Genomic DNA, 21324 nt, shown 5'->3' on the forward strand with positions numbered 1-21324 from the left:
CGATGACCGACAATCGCAACACCATTCTCGCCGTCATTCTCTCCGGCCTCGTGCTGATCCTTTGGCAGGTCTTCTACAACGGACCGCAGATGGAGAAGCAGCGCGCGCAGGCGCAACTTCAGGCCGAGCTCGCCAAGAAGCAGGTTCCGGCCGCGCAGCCGGACGGCAGCGTCCCCTCGGCCACGCCGCAGGCCGGCGCAGCCGCGACCGGCAGCCCGAATGCACCGGGCGTTGCTGCCCCGGCCGCAGGTTCCGTGATGCCGCGTGACGCCGCCATCGCCGCCTCGCCGCGCGTCAAGATCGACACGCCGCGTCTGACCGGCAGCATCGCGCTGAAGGGCGCCCGCATCGATGATCTCGCGCTGGTGCAGTACCGCGACACGGTCGACCCGAAATCACCTGCAATCGTGCTGTTCTCGCCGTCGAACACCGCCAACCCTTATTATGCCGAGTTCGGATGGGTCGGCGTCCCCGGCGCCAACGTCCAGGCGCCCGATCCGAGCACGGTCTGGCAGCAGGACGGCTCCAACGCGCTGACGCCGTCGACGCCGGTCAAGCTGACCTACGACAACGGCCAGGGCCTCATCTTCCGCCGCACCATCTCGGTCGATGACCACTACCTGTTCTCGATCAAGGACGAGGTCACCAACAACGGCACGGCTGCGGCAACGCTGTATCCCTATGGCTTGATCTCGCGCCACGGCACTCCGCACGTCTCCGGCTACTACATCCTGCACGAGGGCCTCATTGGCTATCTCGGCGAAAAGGGCCTGCAGGAATACACCTACAAGAAGATGGACGACGACAAGGTCGCCGAATTCACGGTCACCAATGCCTGGATGGGCATCACCGACAAATATTGGGCTGCAGCCCTGCTGCCGTCCAGCGACGCTCATCTGCTGACACGCTACCAGTCCAACCTCGCCGACAACGTCCGCCGTTACCAGACCGACTATCGGCAGGATGCCCAGACCGTCGCCCCGGGCGCCACCAACTCCGTCTCCACGCGGCTGTTCGCCGGCGCCAAGGAGGCCGGCGTCGTCGGCATCAACTTCCCGATCGGCGGCCTCGGCGGCTACAACCAGCAGCTCGGGCTGAACCATTTCGATCTCCTGATCGACTGGGGCTGGTTCTACTTCCTGACCAAGCCGATGTTCCTGGCGCTGGATTTCTTCTTCCGCTTCTTCGGCAATTTCGGCATCTCGATCCTGCTGGTGACGGTGCTGGTGAAGCTCCTGTTCTTCCCGCTCGCCAACAAGTCCTACGCCTCGATGGCGAAGATGAAGGCGATCCAGCCGCAGCTCCAGGCGCTCAAGGAGCGCTATCCGGACGACCGGATGAAGCAGCAGCAGGAGATGATGGAGATCTACAAGAAGGAGAAGATCAACCCGGTCGCCGGCTGTCTTCCGGTCGTGCTGCAGATCCCGGTGTTCTTCTCGCTCTACAAGGTGCTGTTCGTCACCATCGAGATGCGGCATGCGCCGTTCTATGGCTGGATCAAGGACCTGTCGGCGCCGGATCCGACCAATCTATTCACGCTGTTCGGCCTGATCCCGTTCGACCCGACCCAGCTGCCGCTGTTCGGCCACTACCTGGCGCTCGGCATCTGGCCGATCATCATGGGCATCACGATGTGGTTCCAGATGAAGCTGAACCCGACGCCGCCGGATCCGACGCAGGCGATGATCTTCAACTGGATGCCGCTGATCTTCACCTTCATGCTCGCGGGCTTCCCGGCCGGCCTCGTGATCTATTGGGCCTGGAACAATACGCTGTCGGTGCTGCAGCAGGGCTTCATCATGCGCCGCAACGGCGTGAAGGTGGAGCTGTTCGACAACATCCGCGGCACGTTTAAAAAAAAAGTAGCGTGACGAGTAAGGCGGCGTGAGCCGCTGAAGCAACGAAACGTCTACCGTCATGGCCGGGCTTGTCCCGGCCATCCACGTTTTGATATCCCGCGCAATGGGCGTGGATGCCCGGGTCAGGCCCGGGCATGACGAAGAGCGAGGCCTTGTCATGACCACCAGCCACGACACTGACGAGCGCCTGATCGAAAAAGGCCGCAAGCTGTTCGCTCAATCGTGGCGCTTCACCCATGCCTCGCCCTCGATCGAGAGCCTGCCGCCGATGGGAAGCCTTGAAGTCGCCTTCGCCGGCCGCTCCAATGTCGGCAAGTCCAGCCTGATCAACGCACTGACCGGCCAGAACGCGCTGGCGCGCACCTCGCATACGCCGGGTCGCACCCAGGAGCTGATCTTCTTCGAGGGGCCCGAGCATGCGCCGCTGCGGCTGGTCGACATGCCCGGCTATGGATATGCCGCCGCGGCAAAGACCAAGGTCGCGTCCTGGACCGAGCTGATCCACAAATTCCTGCTCGGCCGCGCCTCGCTCGCTCGCGTCTATGTGCTGATCGATGCCCGTCATGGGCTGAAGGACGTCGATCAGGAGATCCTCAAGACGCTGGACCGGTCCGCCGTCAGCTATCAGCTCGTCCTGACCAAGGCCGACCAGATCAAGCCGGCTGAGCTCGCAAGCCGGATCGCCGAGACCGAGGCCGCGCTCGCCAAGCATCCGGCGGCGTTTCCTCAAGTGCTGGCGACGTCGTCACGATCCGGCGCCGGCATGCCGGAGCTGCGTGCCGCCATGGTGCGGCTGCTGGAAGAGCGGAGCACATGATGACGCCGTGGCGAATCCTGGTCGCAATGGCCGGGCTGATGGGCGCCACGGGCGTCGCGCTGGCGGCCAAGGCCGCGCACGAGCCCGATGCATCGCGGCTCGCGACCGCCTCCACCATGCTGCTGTTCCACGCCTGCGCCCTGCTCGGCACCATCGCGCTGGCAGAGCGCGGCGTGGTTCATCGGCGCATCGGCCTGATCACGGCGATCGGCTTCGTGCTCGGCCCGGCCCTGTTCGCCGGCGACCTCTTGATGCGGCAGTTCACCGGCGACCGGCTGTTTCCGTTCGCGGCGCCGATCGGCGGTAGCTTGCAGATCGCGAGCTGGCTCGCACTCGCGGTCTGCGCGCTGTGGCCGCGGCGGGTGTGATCCGGCGCTTTGCGCCGCGGGCGGCAATCGGCTAGAACGCGGCGCGACGCCCCCGACAGCCGAGACCTCCCAGACATGACCGACGCGACCACCATCAGCCCGCTCGATCAGGCCCGCATCCTGTCCGAAGCGCTCCCGCACATGCAGGAGTATGACGACGAAACCATCGTCATCAAATATGGCGGTCACGCCATGGGTGACGAGGACACCGCGAAAGCGTTCGCGCGCGACATCGTGCTGCTCGAGCAGACCGCCATCAATCCGGTGGTGGTGCACGGCGGCGGACCGCAGATCGCGACCATGCTCAAGCGCCTCGGCATCGTCTCCGAATTCGCCGCCGGCCTGCGCATCACCGATGCCGCGACCATCGAGATCGTCGAGATGGTGCTGGCCGGCTCCATCAACAAGCAGCTGGTCGGCTACATCAACGAGGCCGGCGGCAAGGCCGTCGGGCTGTGCGGCAAGGACGGCAACATGGTGCGCGCGGTCAAGGCGACCCGCACCATGGTCGATCCCGACAGTCACATCGAGAAGGTGGTCGATCTCGGCTTCGTCGGCGAGCCGGACAAGGTCGATCTGACGCTGCTCAATCAGCTGATCGGCTACGAGCTGATCCCGATCCTCGCGCCGCTGGCGACCTCGAAGGAAGGCCAGACCTTCAACGTGAACGCCGATACGTTCGCCGGGGCCGTGGCCGGTGCGCTGAAGGCCAAGCGCCTCCTGCTGCTCACCGACGTACCCGGCGTGCTCGACAAGTCGAAGAAGCTGATTCCGGAATTGTCGGTGAAGGACGCGCGCAAGCTGATCGCCGACGGCACCATCTCCGGCGGCATGATCCCGAAGGTCGAGACCTGCATCTACGCACTCGAGCAGGGCGTGCAGGGCGTCGTCATCCTGGACGGCAAGGTGCAGCACGCCGTGCTGCTCGAGCTGTTCACCAACCAGGGCACGGGCACGCTGATCCACAAGTGAGCACTTCCCGCCAACTCTCTCCGTCATGGCCGGGCGAAAGCGCGGAGCGCGTCTTCGCAATGCAGACAGCCCGGCCATCCACGTCGTTCGGCGAAGTCGGAGAGAGAGACGTGGATGCCCGGGCCTTCGCCGCGCCGAAGCGGCTTCGGCCGCGCAGGCGGGTCAAGCCCGGGCATGACGATGTGGGGATATGCGGGCCTGCAATGCCCCTCACGACTCGCCTCTTCCTCGCCCTGTCTACGATCCTCCTTGCCGTTCTCGTCGCGGCCACCCCCGCTCGCGCCGACCTCAAGCTCTGCAACCGCATGAGCTACGTCGTCGAGGCCGCGATCGGCATCGACGAGAAGGCAGCGACCGCGACGCGCGGCTGGTTCCGGCTCGATCCGGCGACCTGCCGTGTGGTGCTGCAGGGGACGATGACCGCCGATCGCATCCTGCTGCATGCGCGCGCGCTCAGCCTGTACGGCGCCTCGCCGATCGCCGCGAACGGCAATGACCAGCTGTGCGTCGCGGCCGACAATTTCGTCATCGCAGCCGCCCGGCAGTGCCGCACCGGGCAGACGCCGGCGCCGTTCACGCAGGTGACGCCGACCAAGGCCGACGACGGCACCCTGATCGCCTACCTCGCCGAGAGCGCCGAATATGACGACGAGCAGGCGCGGCTCGCCGGCATCCAGCGGCTGCTCGGCATCGCCGGCTATGACGCCTCGCCGATCGACGGCGTTGACGGGCCGAAGACCCAGGCCGCGCTCGCCGCGTTCCTGAAGAGCCGCGGGCTGTCATCCGACGTTGTGTCGCAGCCGAATTTCTTCGCGACCATGGTGGAGGCGGTGCAGACGCCGGCGCCGACCGGGCTGACCTGGTGCAACGACACGCCGCACAAGGTGATGGCGGCGGTGGCGACGGACGACGGCCGCACCGTGGTCAGCCGCGGCTGGTACCGGATCGATGCCGGCAAATGCCTGCATCCGGACATCACCGGACAGCCGAAGAAAGTCTACAGCTTCGCCGAAGCGGTCGACGATGAGAACCGCACCATCAAAGTGAAGAACAAGCCGCTGAACTGGGGCGGGCTGGTGCAGCTCTGCACCCGCGAGAACAAGTTCGAGACATCCGAGCAGGGCGACTGTCCGAGCCGCGGCTTCACCGCCACCGGCTTCACCGCCGTCGACATCACCCGCGGCGGCAAGACGCTGCGATTTGCACTGCCGTGATAGGCATATCGATGTTGCCCACGTTGCCACCACACCCACAGCTGTCATCCCGGCGAACGCCGGGATCCATAACCACCGGCCGAGGTTTGTGCCATCGGCATCAGCCATCATGCCGCAAGATAGCTTCCGCGGTATGGGTCCCGGCGCTCGCCGGGACGACAGCGGAATATGCCGCCCTAGCCGGGCATGATGACCGAAGGCAGGATGGACCGACGCCCACATGACAGAATCCCCCCGCGCCTTCGATCACGTCGACACCTGGGTGTTCGATCTCGACAACACGCTGTATCCGCATCACGTCAATCTGTGGCAGCAGGTCGATGCGCGGATCGGCGAGTTCGTCTCCAACTGGCTCGAGGTCGATGCGGACGAGGCGCGGCGCATCCAGAAGGACTACTACCGCCGCTACGGCACGACGATGCGCGGCATGATGACCGAGCACGGCGTGCACGCCGACGACTTCCTCGCCTACGTGCACAAGATCGACCACTCGCCGCTGGAGCCGAATCCGGCGATGGGCGCGGCGATCGAGAAGCTGCCCGGACGCAAGCTGATCCTGACCAACGGCTCGGTCGACCATGTCGATGCCGTGCTGGCGCGGCTCGACATTGCCGGCCATTTCCATGGCGTGTTCGACATCATCGCGGCCGAGCTGACGCCGAAGCCGGCGCGCGAGACCTACGACAAATTCCTCAAGCTGCATGCCGTCGATCCGACACGGGCGGCGATGTTCGAGGACCTTTCCCGCAACCTCGTGGTGCCGCACGAGCTCGGCATGACCACGGTGCTGGTGGTGCCCGACGGTACCAAGGAGGTGGTGCGCGAGGACTGGGAGCTGGCGGGTCGCGACGACCCGCATGTCGATCATGTCACGGACGATCTGACCGGATTCTTGCAGCGGCTGGTGGGGTGAGACCCGCCACGCATTGAGCTGTCATTCCGGGGCGATGCGAAGCATCGAACCCGGAATCTCGAGATTCCGGGTCTGGTCCTTCGGACCATCCGGAATGACGGAGCATGATAAGCCGCACCTCCCGCGCGGACGGCCCCCGCCACCGATGCGTCCTTGACTCTCCGGGTCCAAATCCCGAAAAAGCCGCCCTGCCCACCATGCTCGTACACGGCCGTCCCCGGCTTTCTGCCCAGGGACCAAGCGAGGATCGACCGATGTCACTGTCCGCCCTGGAATCCACCATCAACAGCGCCTTCGATGCCCGTGACGGCGTCTCGACCACGACCAAGGGCGAGGTCCGCGACGCCGTGGAGAGCGCGCTGGAGCTGCTCGACAAGGGTGAGGCGCGGGTCGCCGAGCGCGGCACTGACGGCAAGTGGAGCGTCAACCAGTGGCTGAAGAAGGCCGTGCTGCTGTCGTTCCGCCTCAACGACATGAGCGTGATCCCGGGCGGCCCCGGCCAGGCGTCGTGGTGGGACAAGGTGCCGTCGAAGTTCGAAGGCTGGGGCGAGAACCGTTTTCGCGATGCCGGCTTCCGCGCCGTGCCCGGCGCGATCGTGCGCCGCTCGGCCTACATCGCCAAGAACGTCGTGCTGATGCCGTCCTTCGTCAATCTCGGCGCCTATGTCGACGAAGCCACCATGGTCGACACCTGGTCGACGGTCGGCTCCTGCGCCCAGATCGGCAAGCGTGTGCACATCTCCGGCGGCGTCGGCATCGGCGGCGTGCTGGAGCCGCTGCAGGCCGGTCCTGTGATCATCGAGGATGACTGTTTCATCGGCGCGCGATCGGAGGTTGCCGAGGGCGTGGTCGTGCGCAAGGGTGCGGTGCTGTCGATGGGCGTGTTCCTGGGCGCGTCGACCAAGATCGTCGACCGCGAGACCGGCGAGGTGTTCGTCGGCGAGGTGCCGGAATACGCCGTCGTTGTGCCGGGCGCACTGCCGGGCAAGCCGATGAAGAACGGCCAGATCGGCCCCTCCACCGCCTGCGCCGTCATCGTCAAGCGGGTCGACGAGCGCACCCGCTCCAAGACCTCGATCAACGAGCTCTTGCGCGACTGATCGTCCGCGCTCGGGCGGCCGCACTAGCCGCCGCCCGAGCGCCCATGTTAAGCGAGGGCATGACCGATGCCCTCGCCATCACCCGCGACCTGATCCGCTGTCCCTCAGTGACCCCCGCCGATGCCGGGGCGCTCGGCGTGCTCGAGGCCCTGCTGAAGCAGGCCGGCTTCACGACCCATCGCGTGACCTTCTCGGAAGCAGGCACGGCCGACATCGACAATCTCTACGCCCGTATCGGCACCGAGGGGCCGCACATCACCTTCGCCGGTCATACCGACGTTGTGCCCCCCGGCGACGAGGCGGCGTGGAGCCTGCCTGCATTCTCCGGCGAGGTGAAGGACGGCTACATCTATGGCCGCGGCGCCGTCGACATGAAGGGCGGCATCGCCTGCAGCGTTGCGGCCGTGCTCGACTATCTACGCGATCACGGTGGACAGCCAAAAGGCTCGATCTCGTTCCTGATCACTGGCGACGAAGAGGACGTCTCGGTCAACGGCACCATCAAGCTGTTGCAGTGGGCGGCCGAGCGCGGCGAGCGGTTCGACCATTGCGTGCTCGGCGAGCCGTCCAATCAAGAGGTCATGGGCGACTGCATCAAGATCGGCCGCCGCGGCTCGCAGTCCGGCACCCTGATCGTCGAGGGCAAGCAGGGCCACGTCGCCTATCCGCACCGTGCCTCCAACCCGGTGCCGGACATCTCGCGCCTGATCGTCGCACTGTCGGACGAGCCGCTCGATCATGGCAGCGCGCAGTTCCAGCCGTCGAATCTCGAATTCACCACCGTCGATGTCGGCAACACCGCAACCAACGTCATCCCGGGCCTGGCGCGGGCGAAGTTCAACATCCGCTACAATGACTGCCATACGCAGGAGACGCTGCGCGCGCTGGTGGAAGAGCGGCTCGCCAAGGCCTGTGGCAACCGCATCCGCGCCCACATCGACTGGCTGCCGTCGAACTCCAACGTGTTCCTGACCAAGCCCGGACCGTTCACCGACCTCGCCGTCGCCGCGATCGAGAGCGTGACGGGGCGCAAGCCGGAGCTGTCGACCACCGGCGGCACCTCGGACGCGCGTTTCATATCGAGCTACTGCCCGGTGATCGAGTTCGGCCTGGTCGGCCAGACCATGCACCAGATCGACGAGCGCGCCTCGGTCGCCGACATCGCGACCCTGACGAAGATCTATCGCGGCATTCTCGAAAGATATTTCGCCTGAGCGGCCCGCCTGATCCTGATCAGGCGGCCTTCACCTCCGCCAGGAACTGATCGACCTCGCGACGCAGGTCGGTGGCCTGGCCGGCAAGGCTCGCCGCGGAGTCGAGCAGCGAGCGCGCCGATCCGCGGGTGTCCGCGGCGGCCGCGCTGACCAGCGCGATCGACGACGAGACGTCGTTGGTGCCGCTCGCGGTCTGCTGCACACTGCGGGCGATCTCGCGGGTCGTGGCGCTCTGCTCGGCCACCGCGCTCGCCACCGCACCGGTGACGCCGCTGATGGTGTTGACGACGGCGGCGATCTTCTCGATCGCGGCCACCGTGCTGCCGGTCTCGTTCTGGATCGCGGCGATCTGGCTTTCGATCTCTTCCGTGGCCTTGCTGGTCTGCGAAGCAAGGCTCTTCACCTCTGACGCGACCACGGCAAACCCCTTGCCCGCCTCACCCGCACGCGCGGATTCGATCGTGGCGTTGAGCGCGAGCAGATTGGTCTGCGAGGCGATGGCGCGGATCAGTTGCACGACGTCGCCGATGCGGGTGGCGCTGCCGGCGAGCGTGCGCACCTTGTCGGTGGTGTCGAGCGCCTGGCTGGTCGCGTTCGAGGATTCCGACGCGGCTTCCGCGATCTGTCGGGTGATCTCCTTCATCGACGCGTCGAGCTCCTCGGAGGCAGCCGCCACCGTATTGACGCCAGAGGTCGCCTGCGCCGCCGCTTCGGCCACGGCGGTGGCACGGGACGCGGTGGTGCTGGCCGAGCCGTCGAGCGTCTCGGCCGATTGCTTCAGGCCGCTCGCGGCATCGCTCAGCCGACCGCACAGCGTGTCGATGACCTCGCCGAACCGCCGGGTGAGCGCCTCGATCTTCTGCCGGCGCGCATCGCGCCGCGCCTCGGCATCGGCGCCCTGCAGCGACAGCCGGTCGGCCTCCGCCGACTTCTCCTGCAGAACGCCGATGGCGTTGGCGAGCGTGCCGATTTCGTCGGTCCGATCGCCATATCCGATCTCGACGCTGCGCTCGCCACCGGCGATCCGACGGATCATTTCGGTCAGATTCGACAGCGGCTTGATCACGCGGGCATTGAACCAGACCGTTCCCAGTGCGGCGGCCGCGACGTTGATCAGCAACAGGACCAGCGCCAGGGCAAAACGGGTCTGCGACTCGGCAATCGCGACCTCGCTCTGGCTCAGCGCCTCGGCGAGGGCTGCATCCCGCAGCGGCAGGATCGTATCGAGGATCGGGAATACGGACCGCAGGAACTGGTCGGGATCGAGCTCGAGCACCTTGCCCCGGTTCGGCGCCACCTGCGACGAATAGAACTCGCCGCCGCGGGCCCAATAGCCATTCTCGACCTCGGTCAGGGCCGCGAAGATCGGCTTCTGGTTGATCTCTGCGGCAGCGAGCTTGGCCGTCGTCCAGATGCGCTCGATGCGTCCCTTGAACGTCGCGAGCGCCTCGGCCGGTTCACCCGCCATCGGCTGCTTGGTCGCGATCATGCGAACGAACGTCGTCGTGGCGCGACCGGCCCAGTCGCGCAAATCCCAGCCGATCACGGCAAGACGCGCGGCCTGGCCGACCGCTGGATTGGCCGCATTGATCCGGCGCACGATCACGTCGACATGGCTGCCGGTCGTTTCCTGGATCGTGAACATCTGCGGCACGTAATCACGGACGATTGCTTCGGATCGCGCCGCCTTGGCCTGCGCGACGGCATCGAGAGCGGCCCCGCGCGTCGCACGCAATTTCTGCTGGATCGAGTCCAGCGCGGCGGTGTCTTCACTCAGCAGCGCCAGGCTGCGCGCCTTGGCGAAGGCGTCGTCAGAGCCTTGAAGTATCTTCTGCAGCGCGGCCAGCTCGTCCGAGTTCGCCGGATTCGGCGACGCCAGGCGTGGATTGACCATGGCGCGCTCGAGGTTCAGCTTTTCCGGCAGCCGCAGCATGGCGGCCAGCAGCTGCGTATCACGGCCTGCCGTCCTCGCGGCCTGCAGCGAGGTCAGCTGCTGCCAGGCGAACAACATGGTTGCGAGCAGGCCGATGACGGCCCCGAGCAGCAAAGAGAGCAGGAAGACTTGACGAATGCGCACGATCGACCTCGCTGGACAGCAGCCTGAGGTCCGGATAGCAGCGAGGGCTTCAATTTGGAGTTAATGAATCCTGTCCCTTACTCCCGAAACGACTACTCATTAGGATAATCATTGGCAGCTAATAGCGATTCGCGGGTTCCACTGCAGAACAATCTCAATAGTCGACTTTCACGAGATAGAGGCCTTCCGGCGGCGCGACGACGCCACAGGCGGCGCGATTGCGCGCGGCGAGCGCGGCAGCGAGATCATCGGCGCTCCAGCGGCCCTGCCCGACCCACACCAGCGAGCCAACCATCGAGCGCACCTGGCTGTGCAGATAGGAGCGTGCGGAGGTGAGGATGGTGATGGCATCGCCGTCCCTGACGACGTCGAGCTGATCGAGCGTCTTCTCCGGCGATTTTGCCTGACATTCCGTGTCGCGGAAAGTCGTGAAATCATGCTTGCCGATCAGCCGCTGGGCCGCCGCGTGCATCGCGTCCGAGTCGAGCCGCTGCGGCACGCGCCAGACGCGGCCGACCTCGAGCGCGAGATTGGAGCGGCGGTTGACGATGCGATAGCGATAGTGCCGCCTGCGGGCGGAGAAGCGTGCTTCGAAGGTGTCGGGAACGATCTCGGCGTCGAGCACCGCGATCGGGTTGGGCCGCAGATGCGCGTTGAGCGCGTCGCGCAATTTGTCGGGCCGGAATTCTTTCTCAACGTCGCAATGCGCGACCTGACCGGTGGCGTGGACGCCGGCATCGGTGCGCCCCGAGCCATGCACCCGGGTCGGCACGCCACAGGTCGCCTGCACCGCCGCTTCGAGCGCGCCCTGCACCGACGGCAAGGTCGCCTGCAGTTGCCAGCCGCAGTACGGCGCGCCGTCATATTCGATGGTGAGCTTGTAGCGGGGCATCTGACCCGATCGAGTTTTGCCGTCATTGCCGGGCTCGACCCGGCAATCCATCCCTGGACGAAGCTTGTTCTTGAGATGGATGCGCGGGTCAAGCCCGCGCATGACGAGATGAGGTGGTCAGCCGAAACGCAGGCCCGGCGCGATACGGGTGCCGCGCAGGAAATCCGCGGCCTTCATGGGACCCTTGCCGGCGCGCTGTAGCTCGGTGACGCGGATGGCGCCGTCGGCGCAGGCGATGGTGAGCTGCTCGTCAAGAACGGCGCCCGGCTCGCCCCCGCCGTCGGCAAGCGCGCAGCGCAGGATCTTCAAGCGGACCGCTTCGCCATCAAGCGTGAACTCACTCCAGGCGCCAGGAAATGGCGACAGGCCGTGGATGTGCCGCAGCACCGCGTGGGCCGGCTTCGTCCAGTCGATCCGCGCCTCGGCCTTCTCGATCTTGGCGGCGTAGGTGACGCCTTCCTCTGCCTGCTTCGTCAGCGTCAGCCCGCCGCGCTCTAGCGCCGCCATCGCGCGCACCATGAGATCGGCGCCGATCCGCGACAGGCGGTCGTGCAGATCGGACGCCGTCATCGCGTCGGTGATCGCAAGGCGCTCGGCCATCGCGACATCGCCGGTGTCGAGCCCGACATCCATCTTCATCACCATGACGCCGGACTCGGCATCACCCGCCATGATCGCGCGGTTGATAGGCGCGGCACCGCGCCAGCGCGGCAGCAGGGAAGCGTGGAGATTGTAGCAGCCGAGCTTGGGCGCATCGAGAATGGCTTGGGGAAGGATCATGCCGTAGGCGACGACCACGGCCGCATCGGCCTGATGAGCCTGAAACTCGGCCAAGGCCTCCTCGGTCTTCAGCGTCTTCGGCGTGAACACGGCAATGCCGAGCCGGCGCGCCTCGGTCTCGACCGGCGTCGGCTGCAGCGCGAGGCCGCGGCGGCCGCCGGGTTTCGGCGCGCGCGTATAGACCGCCGCGATCTCGTGGCCGTGGCCGGCGAGTTCGAGCAGGGTCGGCACGGCGAAATCCGGCGTGCCCATGAAGATCAGGCGAAGCGGCATCTGGTGGAAGATCCTGCATTGCCGAATCCTCCGCGTCATGGCCGGGCTTGTCCCGGCCATCCACGTCGAGCTGCCTGTAACGCGCGGCGAGACGTGGATGCCCGGGTCAAGCCCGGGCATGACGGAGGAGAGAGTTAACCGTTACTCGCTGGCGCGCTTGGCGGCCTTGGTGAACTTCTTCATCACGCGGTCGCGCTTCAGCTTCGACAGATAGTCGATGAACAGCACGCCGTTGAGATGATCGATCTCATGCTGGATGCAGGTGGCGTAGAGCCCCTCGGCATCCTCCTCGCGGACCACCCCGTCGAGATCGGTGAAGCGCACGCGAACGCGTGCCGGCCGCTCGACCTCCTCGTAATATTCGGGGATCGACAGACAGCCTTCCTCGTAGAGCGACAGCTCGTCCGACTTGGCGATGATCTCGGGATTGATGAAGACGCGCGGCTCGCGCTTGCCCTCCCCGTTGGCATCGGGCTTGGCCAGATCCATGGTGATGACGCGCAGCGGCTGCGCGACCTGGATCGCTGCGAGCCCGATGCCCGGCGCGTCGTACATGGTCTGGAACATGTCGTCGACCAGCTGCCGGATCTCCAGCGTGACCTTCTCGACCGGCTTGGACACCAGCCGCAACTGCCGGTCCGGCAGGATGATGATTTCTCTTAGGGACATGGCGCGCGATTTAAGCCGCGGAACCGGCGCGGTCAATGTGATGGCTCGCGGTTAAGACTTCACTAACCATGAATTTCAACGTTTCGTTAACCATGATTCTTAACGTGCCCTTAACCATAATTGTTCTCTCTTCGTTCGCGAGCTTGCGCGAATCGGATAGACGGGGGTGATGACCGTCAGCCAATCCCTCAATCCTGTCGTCGTCATCATCGGCGACCTGCCCATCAGGGCGAGCGATGCGCTGATCGGATTCGGCGTACTGGTGCTGCTGCTGCTCGTGATCATCGTGGCCGCCGTGGCCCGCTCCGGACGGCGCGGCGCGGAGCTCGCCGCCCAGCAGGCGATGCGGGCTGACGAGCTCGAACAACGGTTCGGCGAGATGATCCGCGTCCAGAGCGAGGCCTCCGGCCGGGTCGACGCGATGGCCCAGCTGCTCGCCGGCCGTCAGGTGGACCTGGCCCGCAGCGTGAACGAACGGCTCGATGCGGTCACCCACCGCGTCGGACAGTCGATGGAGCAGAGCACGCGCCACACAATGGATAGTCTGCGCGTGCTGCACGAGCGCCTCGGCATCATCGACAACGCCCATCGTGATCTCAGCGAGCTGACGACGCAAGTGACGACCTTGCGCGACGTCCTCGCCAACAAACAGTCGCGCGGCGCCTTCGGCCAGGCGCGCATGGAGGCGATCGTCCAGGACGGGCTTCCGAAGGGCAGCTACGCGTTTCAGCACACGCTCGCCAGCGGCAAGCGGCCCGACTGCGTCGTGTTCCTGCCCGATTCGCGACCGCTGTGCATCGACGCCAAGTTTCCGCTGGAAGCCGTGACCGCGCTGCACGACGCCGTGACCGAGGAGGAGAAGCGCGCCGCGGCGCAGCGGCTGCGCACCGACGTGCTCCGCCACGTCAATGACATTGCCGAGAAGTACCTCGTGGTCGGCGAGACGCAGGACACGGCGCTGATGTTCGTGCCGTCGGAATCGGTCTATGCCGAGATCCATGACGGCTTCGACGACGTGATCCAGAAAGCCTATCGTGCCCGCGTCGTGCTGGTGTCGCCGTCGCTCCTGATGTTGGCGATCCAGGTCATGCAGCAGATCATGAAGGATGCGCGCATCCGCGACGCCGCCGACCAGATCCGCAACGAGGTGATCAACCTCGGCGACGATCTCGGCCGCCTGCGCGAGCGCGTGCTCAAACTGCAGAAGCATTTCGGCGATGTCGGCGAGGACATCCGCCAGATCCTCATTTCCGCCGACAAGATCGAGAAGCGCGCCGCCCGCATCGAGGAGCTCGATTTCAGCAAGCAGGATGCGCCGGTGGACTCACCACGCATCGCGCCGGTTACCGGCACGACGCCGGATCTGTTTCCGCTGGCGGGACGCGTGCAGGTGGGGGAGTGATGGTGGCGTCGCGAAGGCCGTTCAAATCTGCTACCACCCGCCCATGACCGCACCTGACGCCGCTTCCGAGATCCCTGCTGCCGCTCCAAAGCCCGGCGCTGCCAAACCCGCCCCCACCTGGCGCGAGAGCATGGCCGTCTACTTGCAGCCGCGCGTGCTCGTGGTGCTGTTCCTCGGCTTCTCGTCGGGACTGCCGCTGGCGTTGTCCGGCTCGACGCTTCAGATCTGGATGCGTGAGCTCGGCGTCGATCTCGGCACGATCGGGCTGTTCGCCCTCGTCGGAACGCCTTACACGCTGAAATTCCTTTGGGCGCCGCTGGTGGACGCGCTGCACGTGCCGCTGCTCACGCGCGCGTTTGGACGGCGGCGCGGCTGGCTGGTGTTCGCACAGCTGCTCTTGATCGGCGCCATCCTGCTGCTGGCGCTCACCGATCCGGCACATGCGCCGTTCATGGTGGCGCTGGCCGCGCTGCTGGTCGCCGCGATGTCGGCGACCCAGGACATCGTGGTCGATGCCTTCCGCGTCGAGAGCCTGCCGGAGAGCGAGCAGGCCGCGGGCATGGCGGCGTATGTCGCCGCCTATCGCATCGGCATGCTGGTCTCGACCGCCGGCGCACTGGTGGTGGTCAGTGCATTCGAGAACTCGGGGCTGACGCGTCCGTCGTCCTGGATGTGGGGCTATGTTGCGATGGCCGTACTGGTGCTGATCGGCACGATCACGGCCCTCGCGGCGACCGAGCCGGCCCAGTCGCAGCAGGCGGAGGCCGCGATGGGTGCGGACACCGCGCTCACCCGCGTGATGCATGCGGCTGCCGGAGCCTTCGTCGAGTTCCTCGGCCGACGTGATGCGCTCACGGCGCTCGCCTTCGTCGTGCTGTTCAAGTTCACCGACGCCTTCTCCGGCACGATGACCGCGCCGTTCGTGATCGATCTCGGCTTCAGCAAGGTCGACTACGCCGCGATTGTGAAAGGCGTGGGCCTCGCCGCGACGCTCGCCGGCGGCTTTGCCGGCGGCTTCGTCGCGCGACGCTATTCGCTCGCGACGAGTCTCTGGATCGGCGGCATGGTGCAGGCGCTGGCGAACCTCTCGTTCTCCTGGCTTGCGATCGTCGGAGTCAATCAATGGGCACTGGCGCTGGCGATCTCGGCGGAAAACTTCACCAGCGCGGTCGGCACCGTGATCTTCGTCGCCTATCTCTCCGCGCTGTGTCAGAACCCGCTGCACACCGCCACCCAATATGCACTGCTGACCGCGCTCGCCGCGGTCGGGCGCACCTATTTGTCGTCAGGCGCCGGCTACGTGGCGAAGGCGACCGGCTGGCCGCTGTTCTTCGTGATCTGCGTGCTGGTCGCGATCCCGAGCCTTGTGCTGCTCGCCTGGCTGCAGCGGCGCGGACATTTCGACCAGTTGGGGCCAGTGAAGGTGTAGCTGCGCCTCACATTCGACCGTCGTCACCCACCACCGGGTGTCGTCTTCGACGAGCCCGATGACAGGCTCCGACGGGTGACCCAGTATTCCAGAGACGTCAGCCATCGACCGAGCAGCCGCGGGGTACTGGATCGCCCGGTCGAGCCGGGCGCTGACAGCGGAAAGTCAGGACGCCGCGCTCGCGTGGACGGCCCAATCAGGTCTCACCGCTTCACTAAGCTCCACTTGGTCACGACCGCCTCGCTCATCTGTCCCGCATCCTGGGCGCAGGCGATCTCGTCGACCTTGACCGCGATCTGCTTGCCGAGCAGACCCTTGAGCTGCGACGCCTGCGCCGTGTTCGCGGTAACGAGCTGGAATGTCTCCGGGCCGGTCTCCAGATTGCACAGCCCGCTCGGCGGCGGCAGGCGGCGCGGCTCGCTCGTGATCTGATAGGCGGCGGACGGCTGGCCCGGCTTGGCGCCTTTGAGCTTCAGCGCGTTCAGCTCGCCCGACAGCACGTCACCGGCATTGAGCGGCTTGCCCGCCTTCTGCGCCGCCTCGCTTTGCTGCGCCAGCACTGACGGCGCCGAGAGCGCCGCCAGAATCGCGCCCAAAGCCAGCCGTTTGCCGAATCCGCGTTTCGTCATCATTCCACTTCCGTCTGTGCTTAGAACAAGGTCCGCTGCCGCATCGCGGCCGAGAGCGTGCCTTCGTCGAGATAGTCGAGCTCGCCGCCGACCGGCACGCCATGTGCCAGCCGCGTGACCTTGACGTTCGCCTCCTGCAGGAGGTCGGTGATGTAGTGCGCGGTGGTCTGGCCGTCGACCGTCGCATTCAAAGCGAGGATGATCTCGGACACCTCGGGCGCATGCGCGCGCTGCACCAGCGCATCGATGGTGAGATCCTGCGGGCCCACGCCGTCGAGCGGCGACAGCGTGCCGCCGAGCACGTGATAGCGGCCGTTGGAGGCCTTGGCGCGCTCCAGCGCCCAGAGGTCGGCGACGTCGGCGACGACGACGATCATCGCCGGATCGCGACGCGGATCGGTGCACACGGTGCACGGGCTTTGCGTATCGATGTTGCCGCAGGTCTTGCAGACCTGGATGCGATCGATCGCGACCTGCAGCGCCGAGGCAAGCGGCACCATCAGCGCCTCGCGCTTCTTGATCAGATGCAGGGCGGCGCGCCGCGCCGAGCGCGGACCGAGGCCGGGCAGGCGCGCAAGCAGTTGGATAAGGCGTTCGATCTCGGGACCGGCGACGGCCATCAGTTCACGAATGTCATCAGGTCAACTAACCGAAACCGAAGCCCGGCGGCAGGCCGAGCTTGCCGGTGATGGCCTGCATCTTCTCCTGCATCGCGGCTTCCGCCTTGCGCCGCGCATCGCCATGCGCCGTGACCAGCAGGTCCTCCAGGATCTCGGCCTCCTCCGGCTTGAGCAGCGACGGATCGATCTTGACGCTCTTCACGTCCATCTTGGCGGTCATGCGCACGGCAACCAGACCGCCGCCCGAGATGCCCTCGACCTCGACGTTGCCGAGTTCCTCCTGCATCTCCTGCATCTTCGTCTGCAGCTGCGCCGCCTGTTTCATCATGCCGAGAAAGTCAGCCATCGGAGCACCTCATCATCAGCCATCTTGTTGAGCATGATCTCCGCGCAAACGCCTTTGGCGTTTGTCGCGAGGAAAACCGGTTTCCACTTTTCCGGATCATGCTCTAGAAATCATCATCGTCGGACTCGTCAGGCGGCTCGACAGCACTGGCGTCCGATTCGGGCGGCTCGGGGGCGAGCCGGCGCACTTCGACCACCTTGGTGCCCGGGAACCGCGCCAGGATCTCCTGCACGCGCGGATCGGCCTCCGCCGCCGCCTCGCGCTCGCTCTTGGCGCGCAGATTCTGCTCGCGCAAGGTCGCCTGGCCCGGCTCGTTGGAAACGATCACTGTCCAGCGCCGGCCGGTCCAGTCCTCCAGCTTGCGCCCGAGGTCCGAGACAAGCGAGCGCTGCGCCGTCCGTTCCAGCGCGATCTCCAGTCGTCCCTCTTCGAAGCGAACCAGCCGCACATCCATCTCGAGCGCGCTCTTGGTGATCAGGTCACGATTCTTGCCGGCCAGCGCGACGAGTTCCTGAAAGCTCCCTATGCGCAGTGCGGGCTGGTCCTGCGATGCCGGCGACGGCTGCGATGACATCGCCTGCGGGCGCATCGAACCGCCGACCGCGGCGAGCGTCGGGCCTTGCGCGCGCGGCGCCTGCATCGGCGCCGACGTCATCACAGGCGGCGCCCCCGCGCTCATGCCGGATGCCGGCGGAGGGCGCGCCCCGCCGCCGTTCGTGACGATCGGCGAGCCACCACCGCTCTGCTCGATCATGCGAATGGCTTCGTCGGGTGTCGGCAGATCGGCCGCGTAGGCGATGCGCACCAGCACCATTTCCGCCGCTGCAGCCGGGCGCGTCGCGCCTTGTGTCTCGGCGATGCCCTTGAGCAGCATCTGCCACATCCGCGACAGCACCCGCATCGACAGCTTGGTGGCGAAGTCGCGCGCGCGCAGCCGCTCGGTCTCGCTGAAGGCCACGTTGTCGGCCGTCGCCGGCACGACCTTCACCCGGGTGACGAAGTTCACGAACTCGGCCAGATCCGACAGCACAACCACAGGGTCGGCGCCGACGTCATATTGCTCGCGGAATTCCTTGAAGGCGGCGGCAATGTCGCCGCTGGCGAGATGGTGGAACAGGTCGATCACGCGGGTGCGATCGGCGAGGCCCAGCATCTGCCGGACGTCATCGGCGCGCACCTCGCCGGCGCTGTGCGCGATCGCCTGATCGAGCAGCGACAACGAATCGCGCACCGAGCCTTCGGCGGCGCGCGCGATGATACCGAGCGCCTCGGGCTCGATCGTCACGCCTTCCTTGGTCGCGATGCCCTGGAGATGCTTCATCAGCACCTCGGCCTCGACCCGGCGCAGATCGAAGCGCTGACAGCGCGACAGCACCGTCACCGGCACCTTGCGGATCTCGGTGGTGGCGAACACGAACTTGGCGTGCTCCGGCGGCTCCTCCAGCGTCTTCAGGAAGGCGTTGAACGCCGCCGTCGACAGCATGTGGACTTCGTCGATGATGTAGACCTTGTAGCGCGCGCTGGCCGGCGCATAGCGGACGCTGTCATTGATCTGGCGGACGTCGTCGACGCCGGTATGGGACGCCGCGTCCATCTCCAGGATGTCCATGTGCCGGCTTTCCATGATCGCCTGGCAATGGGTGCCGAGCACCGGCATATGGATGGTCGGCCCCTTCACCGAGCCGTCCGGCAGCTCGTAATTCAATGCGCGGGCGAGAATGCGGGCGGTGGTCGTCTTGCCGACGCCGCGGACGCCGGTCAGAATCCAGGCCTGCGGAATCCGGCCGGTCTCGAACGCGTTCGAGACCGTGCGCACCACGGCCTCCTGGCCGATCAGATCTGCGAAGCTGGAGGGGCGGTATTTGCGCGCCAGCACCCGGTAGGGCTTGGCGGGAGCGTCGGCGCTGTCAGGCGGAACAGGTGGGGCGCCAGCGTCGGTCATCGAGCGATCCGCAAGTGAGTATTCCAGGCCGACATCGATCGCGATCGTCGACGCAATCAGCCGGGGCGCGGTCGAGCGCCCGCCCTGCGCGGGGTCCCCGCCATCTTTGCGCGATTCGCTCGAGAAAACAGGTAGGAGACTGACGAGCGACCCGATCCGGACCTCGTTAGGGCTGCTTCCTTCCGGACCTGACCCGGTTGGCGAGTGGCTCGTCCACCGCCAATCTCCCGCTGCCTATTTGGGGCCAAACGGTCCGGAAAGCAAGCGCGAGCTTCGCCGGGGCGGCCCACCGCCCCGCGGGCTTGTGCCGCAGCTCGGAAAGGCTTTAGGTGCCGTCGAATTCCCGCCAGACCGTCCGCCAGGAACCGCCGCATGCCCGAATCAGCCTGGTCGCTGCATCCGCAACTTGCGAAGGATACGATCGACATTGGCGACCTGCCGCTGTCCCGCGTGCTGGTGATCAAGGACGCGAACTATCCTTGGCTGCTGGTGGTGCCGCGCCGCGAGGGCGCGGTCGAGATCATCGATCTCGACGAGGTTGCGCAGGCGCAGCTGATGACCGAGATCACGCGGGTGTCGCGCGCGCTCAAGGAGATCACCAAATGCGACAAACTCAACGTCGCCGCGCTCGGCAACATGGTGCCGCAGTTGCACGTCCACATCATCGCGCGACGCACAAGTGACGTGGCCTGGCCGCGACCGGTGTGGGGCACCGCGCCGCCCGTGCCTCACGATGCGCAGGAGGTGCAGCAGTTCATCAGCGCTGTCAGGCGCAAGATCTGGTTAGGGTAAGAGATGTCGCCATTCGACTTGTTTCCGCTCGGCAAGCCGGCCTTCGTCAGCCATCCAATCGATCGCGCCGCCCATCTGCGCTTCCATGATGACAAGCTGATCGCCTTCGAGAGCAATCCCTCGACGCGCGCCTATGTCGTGCACCGCGATTCGCTGGTGCTGAAGCGCGACGGCGACCAGCTGCGCGCGCTGCTGTCGATCGACGAGGCGCTGAAGTTCGGTGCCAATCCGGGAACGATCTTCCTCGGGCTGCAGGACGGCGCGGCCGTGTTCGGCATGGGCATCTCGCCGGCCGCCGTCGAAAAGCTCGCCGGGCGCGACGATGTGTCGGTCGCCGAGCTGCGCGGGATGGCAATGCAGGGTGCGACCCCGGTCGACCAGCTGGCGACGATCGCGATGGCGAAATCCCTGGTGTCCTGGCATCAGCGTCACGGCTTCTGCGCCAATTGCGGCGCCAAGACCGCGATGCGCGAGGGCGGCTGGAAGCGCGAATGCCCGAGCTGTAAGACCGAGCATTTCCCGCGCACCGATCCGGTCGTGATCTCGCTGGTCGCTTCCGGCGACAAGTGCCTGCTCGGGCGGCAGAAGCAGTTTCCGGCCGGCATGTATTCCTGCCTCGCCGGCTTCGTCGAGGCGGCCGAGACGATCGAGGACGCCGTCCGGCGCGAGGTGTTCGAAGAATCCGGCATTCGCTGCACCGACGTGACTTATTACATGACCCAGCCCTGGCCTTACCCGTCGTCGCTGATGATCGGCTGCAGCGCCCGGGCGCTCAACGAAGACATCGTCATCGACCGTAACGAGCTCGAGGACGTGCGCTGGTTCAGCCGCGACGAGGCCCGGCAGATGCTGGTGCGGCAGCATCCGGATGGCTTGGCGGGACCGCATCCGTTCGCCATTGCTCATCATCTGGTCGGCCGCTGGCTGAAGGAGAACGACGAGCGGTAACAGGAGACCGGCCTACCCCTCCGCGGAAGCGGCCAGACCCGGCCGCAACGGGCTGAACGGCCGATCCT

At 66.2% G+C, this 21324-nt stretch carries 20 protein-coding genes and 1 other RNA gene; 12 read left to right on the top strand and 9 right to left on the bottom strand.

The window, feature by feature from the left end:
• Positions 1–2 precede the first annotated feature (2 nt).
• The 8 genes from yidC to dapE all read left to right on the top strand — a co-directional run bounded on the left by yidC (position 3) and on the right by dapE (position 8457).
• Positions 3–1871: a membrane protein insertase YidC gene (gene yidC, locus QX121_RS16865; protein ID WP_315812539.1), complete on the top strand. Its 1869-nt coding sequence runs from the start codon at positions 3–5 to the stop codon at positions 1869–1871.
• A gap of 145 nt (positions 1872–2016) precedes the next feature.
• The gene (gene yihA, locus QX121_RS16870; protein ID WP_315812540.1) at positions 2017–2676 is read left to right on the top strand and encodes a ribosome biogenesis GTP-binding protein YihA/YsxC; all 660 of its coding nucleotides are present in this window, start codon (positions 2017–2019) and stop codon (positions 2674–2676) included.
• Positions 2673–3044 carry a DUF423 domain-containing protein gene (locus tag QX121_RS16875; protein WP_315775599.1) on the top strand — a complete coding sequence of 124 codons (372 nt, stop codon included), beginning with the start codon at positions 2673–2675 and terminating at the stop codon, positions 3042–3044. The genes yihA and QX121_RS16875 overlap by 4 nt, the downstream gene beginning before the upstream one ends.
• Positions 3045–3119: 75 nt before the next feature.
• Positions 3120–4016, top strand: coding sequence for an acetylglutamate kinase (gene argB / locus QX121_RS16880; protein WP_012047096.1), 897 nt, complete (start codon positions 3120–3122; stop codon positions 4014–4016).
• 203 nt (positions 4017–4219) lie between these two features.
• Entirely contained in the window at positions 4220–5230 is a 1011-nt protein-coding gene (locus QX121_RS16885) for a DUF1036 domain-containing protein (RefSeq protein WP_315812541.1), read from the top strand.
• A gap of 220 nt (positions 5231–5450) precedes the next feature.
• A complete protein-coding gene (locus tag QX121_RS16890; RefSeq protein WP_315812542.1) occupies positions 5451–6143 on the top strand; it encodes a pyrimidine 5'-nucleotidase in 693 nt (230 codons plus the stop codon).
• Between the two features lie 254 nt (positions 6144–6397).
• Positions 6398–7243: a 2,3,4,5-tetrahydropyridine-2,6-dicarboxylate N-succinyltransferase gene (dapD, locus tag QX121_RS16895; protein WP_315775602.1), complete on the top strand. Its 846-nt coding sequence runs from the start codon at positions 6398–6400 to the stop codon at positions 7241–7243.
• Positions 7244–7302: 59 nt separating this feature from the next.
• On the top strand, positions 7303–8457 hold the full coding sequence (gene dapE, locus QX121_RS16900; RefSeq protein ID WP_315812543.1) for a succinyl-diaminopimelate desuccinylase: 1155 nt from the start codon (positions 7303–7305) through the stop codon (positions 8455–8457).
• 19 nt (positions 8458–8476) lie between these two features.
• On the opposite strand, the gene QX121_RS16905 is transcribed toward dapE, so the two are convergent.
• The 4 genes from QX121_RS16905 to def all read right to left on the bottom strand — a co-directional run bounded on the left by QX121_RS16905 (position 8477) and on the right by def (position 13148).
• Entirely contained in the window at positions 8477–10534 is a 2058-nt protein-coding gene (locus QX121_RS16905) for a methyl-accepting chemotaxis protein (protein ID WP_315734933.1), read from the bottom strand.
• 154 nt (positions 10535–10688) lie between these two features.
• Positions 10689–11426 (bottom strand): tRNA pseudouridine(38-40) synthase TruA, encoded by a 738-nt coding sequence (gene truA / locus QX121_RS16910; RefSeq protein WP_315734935.1) that lies wholly within the window; start codon positions 11424–11426, stop codon positions 10689–10691.
• A 117-nt stretch (positions 11427–11543) separates the two neighbouring features.
• Positions 11544–12479: a methionyl-tRNA formyltransferase gene (fmt, locus tag QX121_RS16915; RefSeq protein WP_315734937.1), complete on the bottom strand. Its 936-nt coding sequence runs from the start codon at positions 12477–12479 to the stop codon at positions 11544–11546.
• Between the two features lie 141 nt (positions 12480–12620).
• Complete coding sequence (def, locus tag QX121_RS16920; RefSeq protein ID WP_315812544.1) at positions 12621–13148, bottom strand: peptide deformylase; 528 nt, start codon at positions 13146–13148, stop codon at positions 12621–12623.
• Positions 13149–13317: 169 nt separating this feature from the next.
• Between def and QX121_RS16925 the strand changes: the two genes are divergently transcribed.
• Both QX121_RS16925 and QX121_RS16930 read left to right on the top strand, forming a co-directional pair.
• Positions 13318–14550, top strand: a complete 1233-nt coding sequence (locus QX121_RS16925; protein ID WP_315812545.1) for a DNA recombination protein RmuC — start codon at positions 13318–13320, stop codon at positions 14548–14550.
• Between the two features lie 43 nt (positions 14551–14593).
• Positions 14594–15979 (top strand): AmpG family muropeptide MFS transporter, encoded by a 1386-nt coding sequence (locus QX121_RS16930; protein WP_315773635.1) that lies wholly within the window; start codon positions 14594–14596, stop codon positions 15977–15979.
• A 203-nt stretch (positions 15980–16182) separates the two neighbouring features.
• On the opposite strand, the gene QX121_RS16935 is transcribed toward QX121_RS16930, so the two are convergent.
• From QX121_RS16935 to ffs, 5 genes are all read right to left on the bottom strand, one after another.
• Positions 16183–16608, bottom strand: coding sequence for a hypothetical protein (locus tag QX121_RS16935; protein WP_315773633.1), 426 nt, complete (start codon positions 16606–16608; stop codon positions 16183–16185).
• Between the two features lie 20 nt (positions 16609–16628).
• A complete protein-coding gene (recR, locus tag QX121_RS16940) occupies positions 16629–17228 on the bottom strand; it encodes a recombination mediator RecR (protein WP_008964175.1) in 600 nt (199 codons plus the stop codon).
• A gap of 25 nt (positions 17229–17253) precedes the next feature.
• Complete coding sequence (locus QX121_RS16945) at positions 17254–17574, bottom strand: YbaB/EbfC family nucleoid-associated protein (RefSeq protein WP_315775610.1); 321 nt, start codon at positions 17572–17574, stop codon at positions 17254–17256.
• Between the two features lie 103 nt (positions 17575–17677).
• Entirely contained in the window at positions 17678–19516 is a 1839-nt protein-coding gene (locus tag QX121_RS16950; protein WP_315812546.1) for a DNA polymerase III subunit gamma/tau, read from the bottom strand.
• Positions 19517–19647: 131 nt separating this feature from the next.
• An RNA gene (ffs, locus tag QX121_RS16955) (signal recognition particle sRNA small type) lies at positions 19648–19744 on the bottom strand.
• Between the two features lie 144 nt (positions 19745–19888).
• Here ffs and QX121_RS16960 point away from each other — a divergent pair.
• Entirely contained in the window at positions 19889–20308 is a 420-nt protein-coding gene (locus QX121_RS16960) for an HIT family protein (RefSeq protein ID WP_315773628.1), read from the top strand.
• Positions 20309–20311: 3 nt separating this feature from the next.
• A complete protein-coding gene (gene nudC, locus QX121_RS16965) occupies positions 20312–21256 on the top strand; it encodes an NAD(+) diphosphatase (RefSeq protein ID WP_315773626.1) in 945 nt (314 codons plus the stop codon).
• Positions 21257–21324 lie beyond the last annotated feature (68 nt).

It is taken from the genome of Bradyrhizobium sp. SZCCHNR2028 (assembly GCF_032380995.1).
Classification (GTDB): domain Bacteria; phylum Pseudomonadota; class Alphaproteobacteria; order Rhizobiales; family Xanthobacteraceae; genus Bradyrhizobium.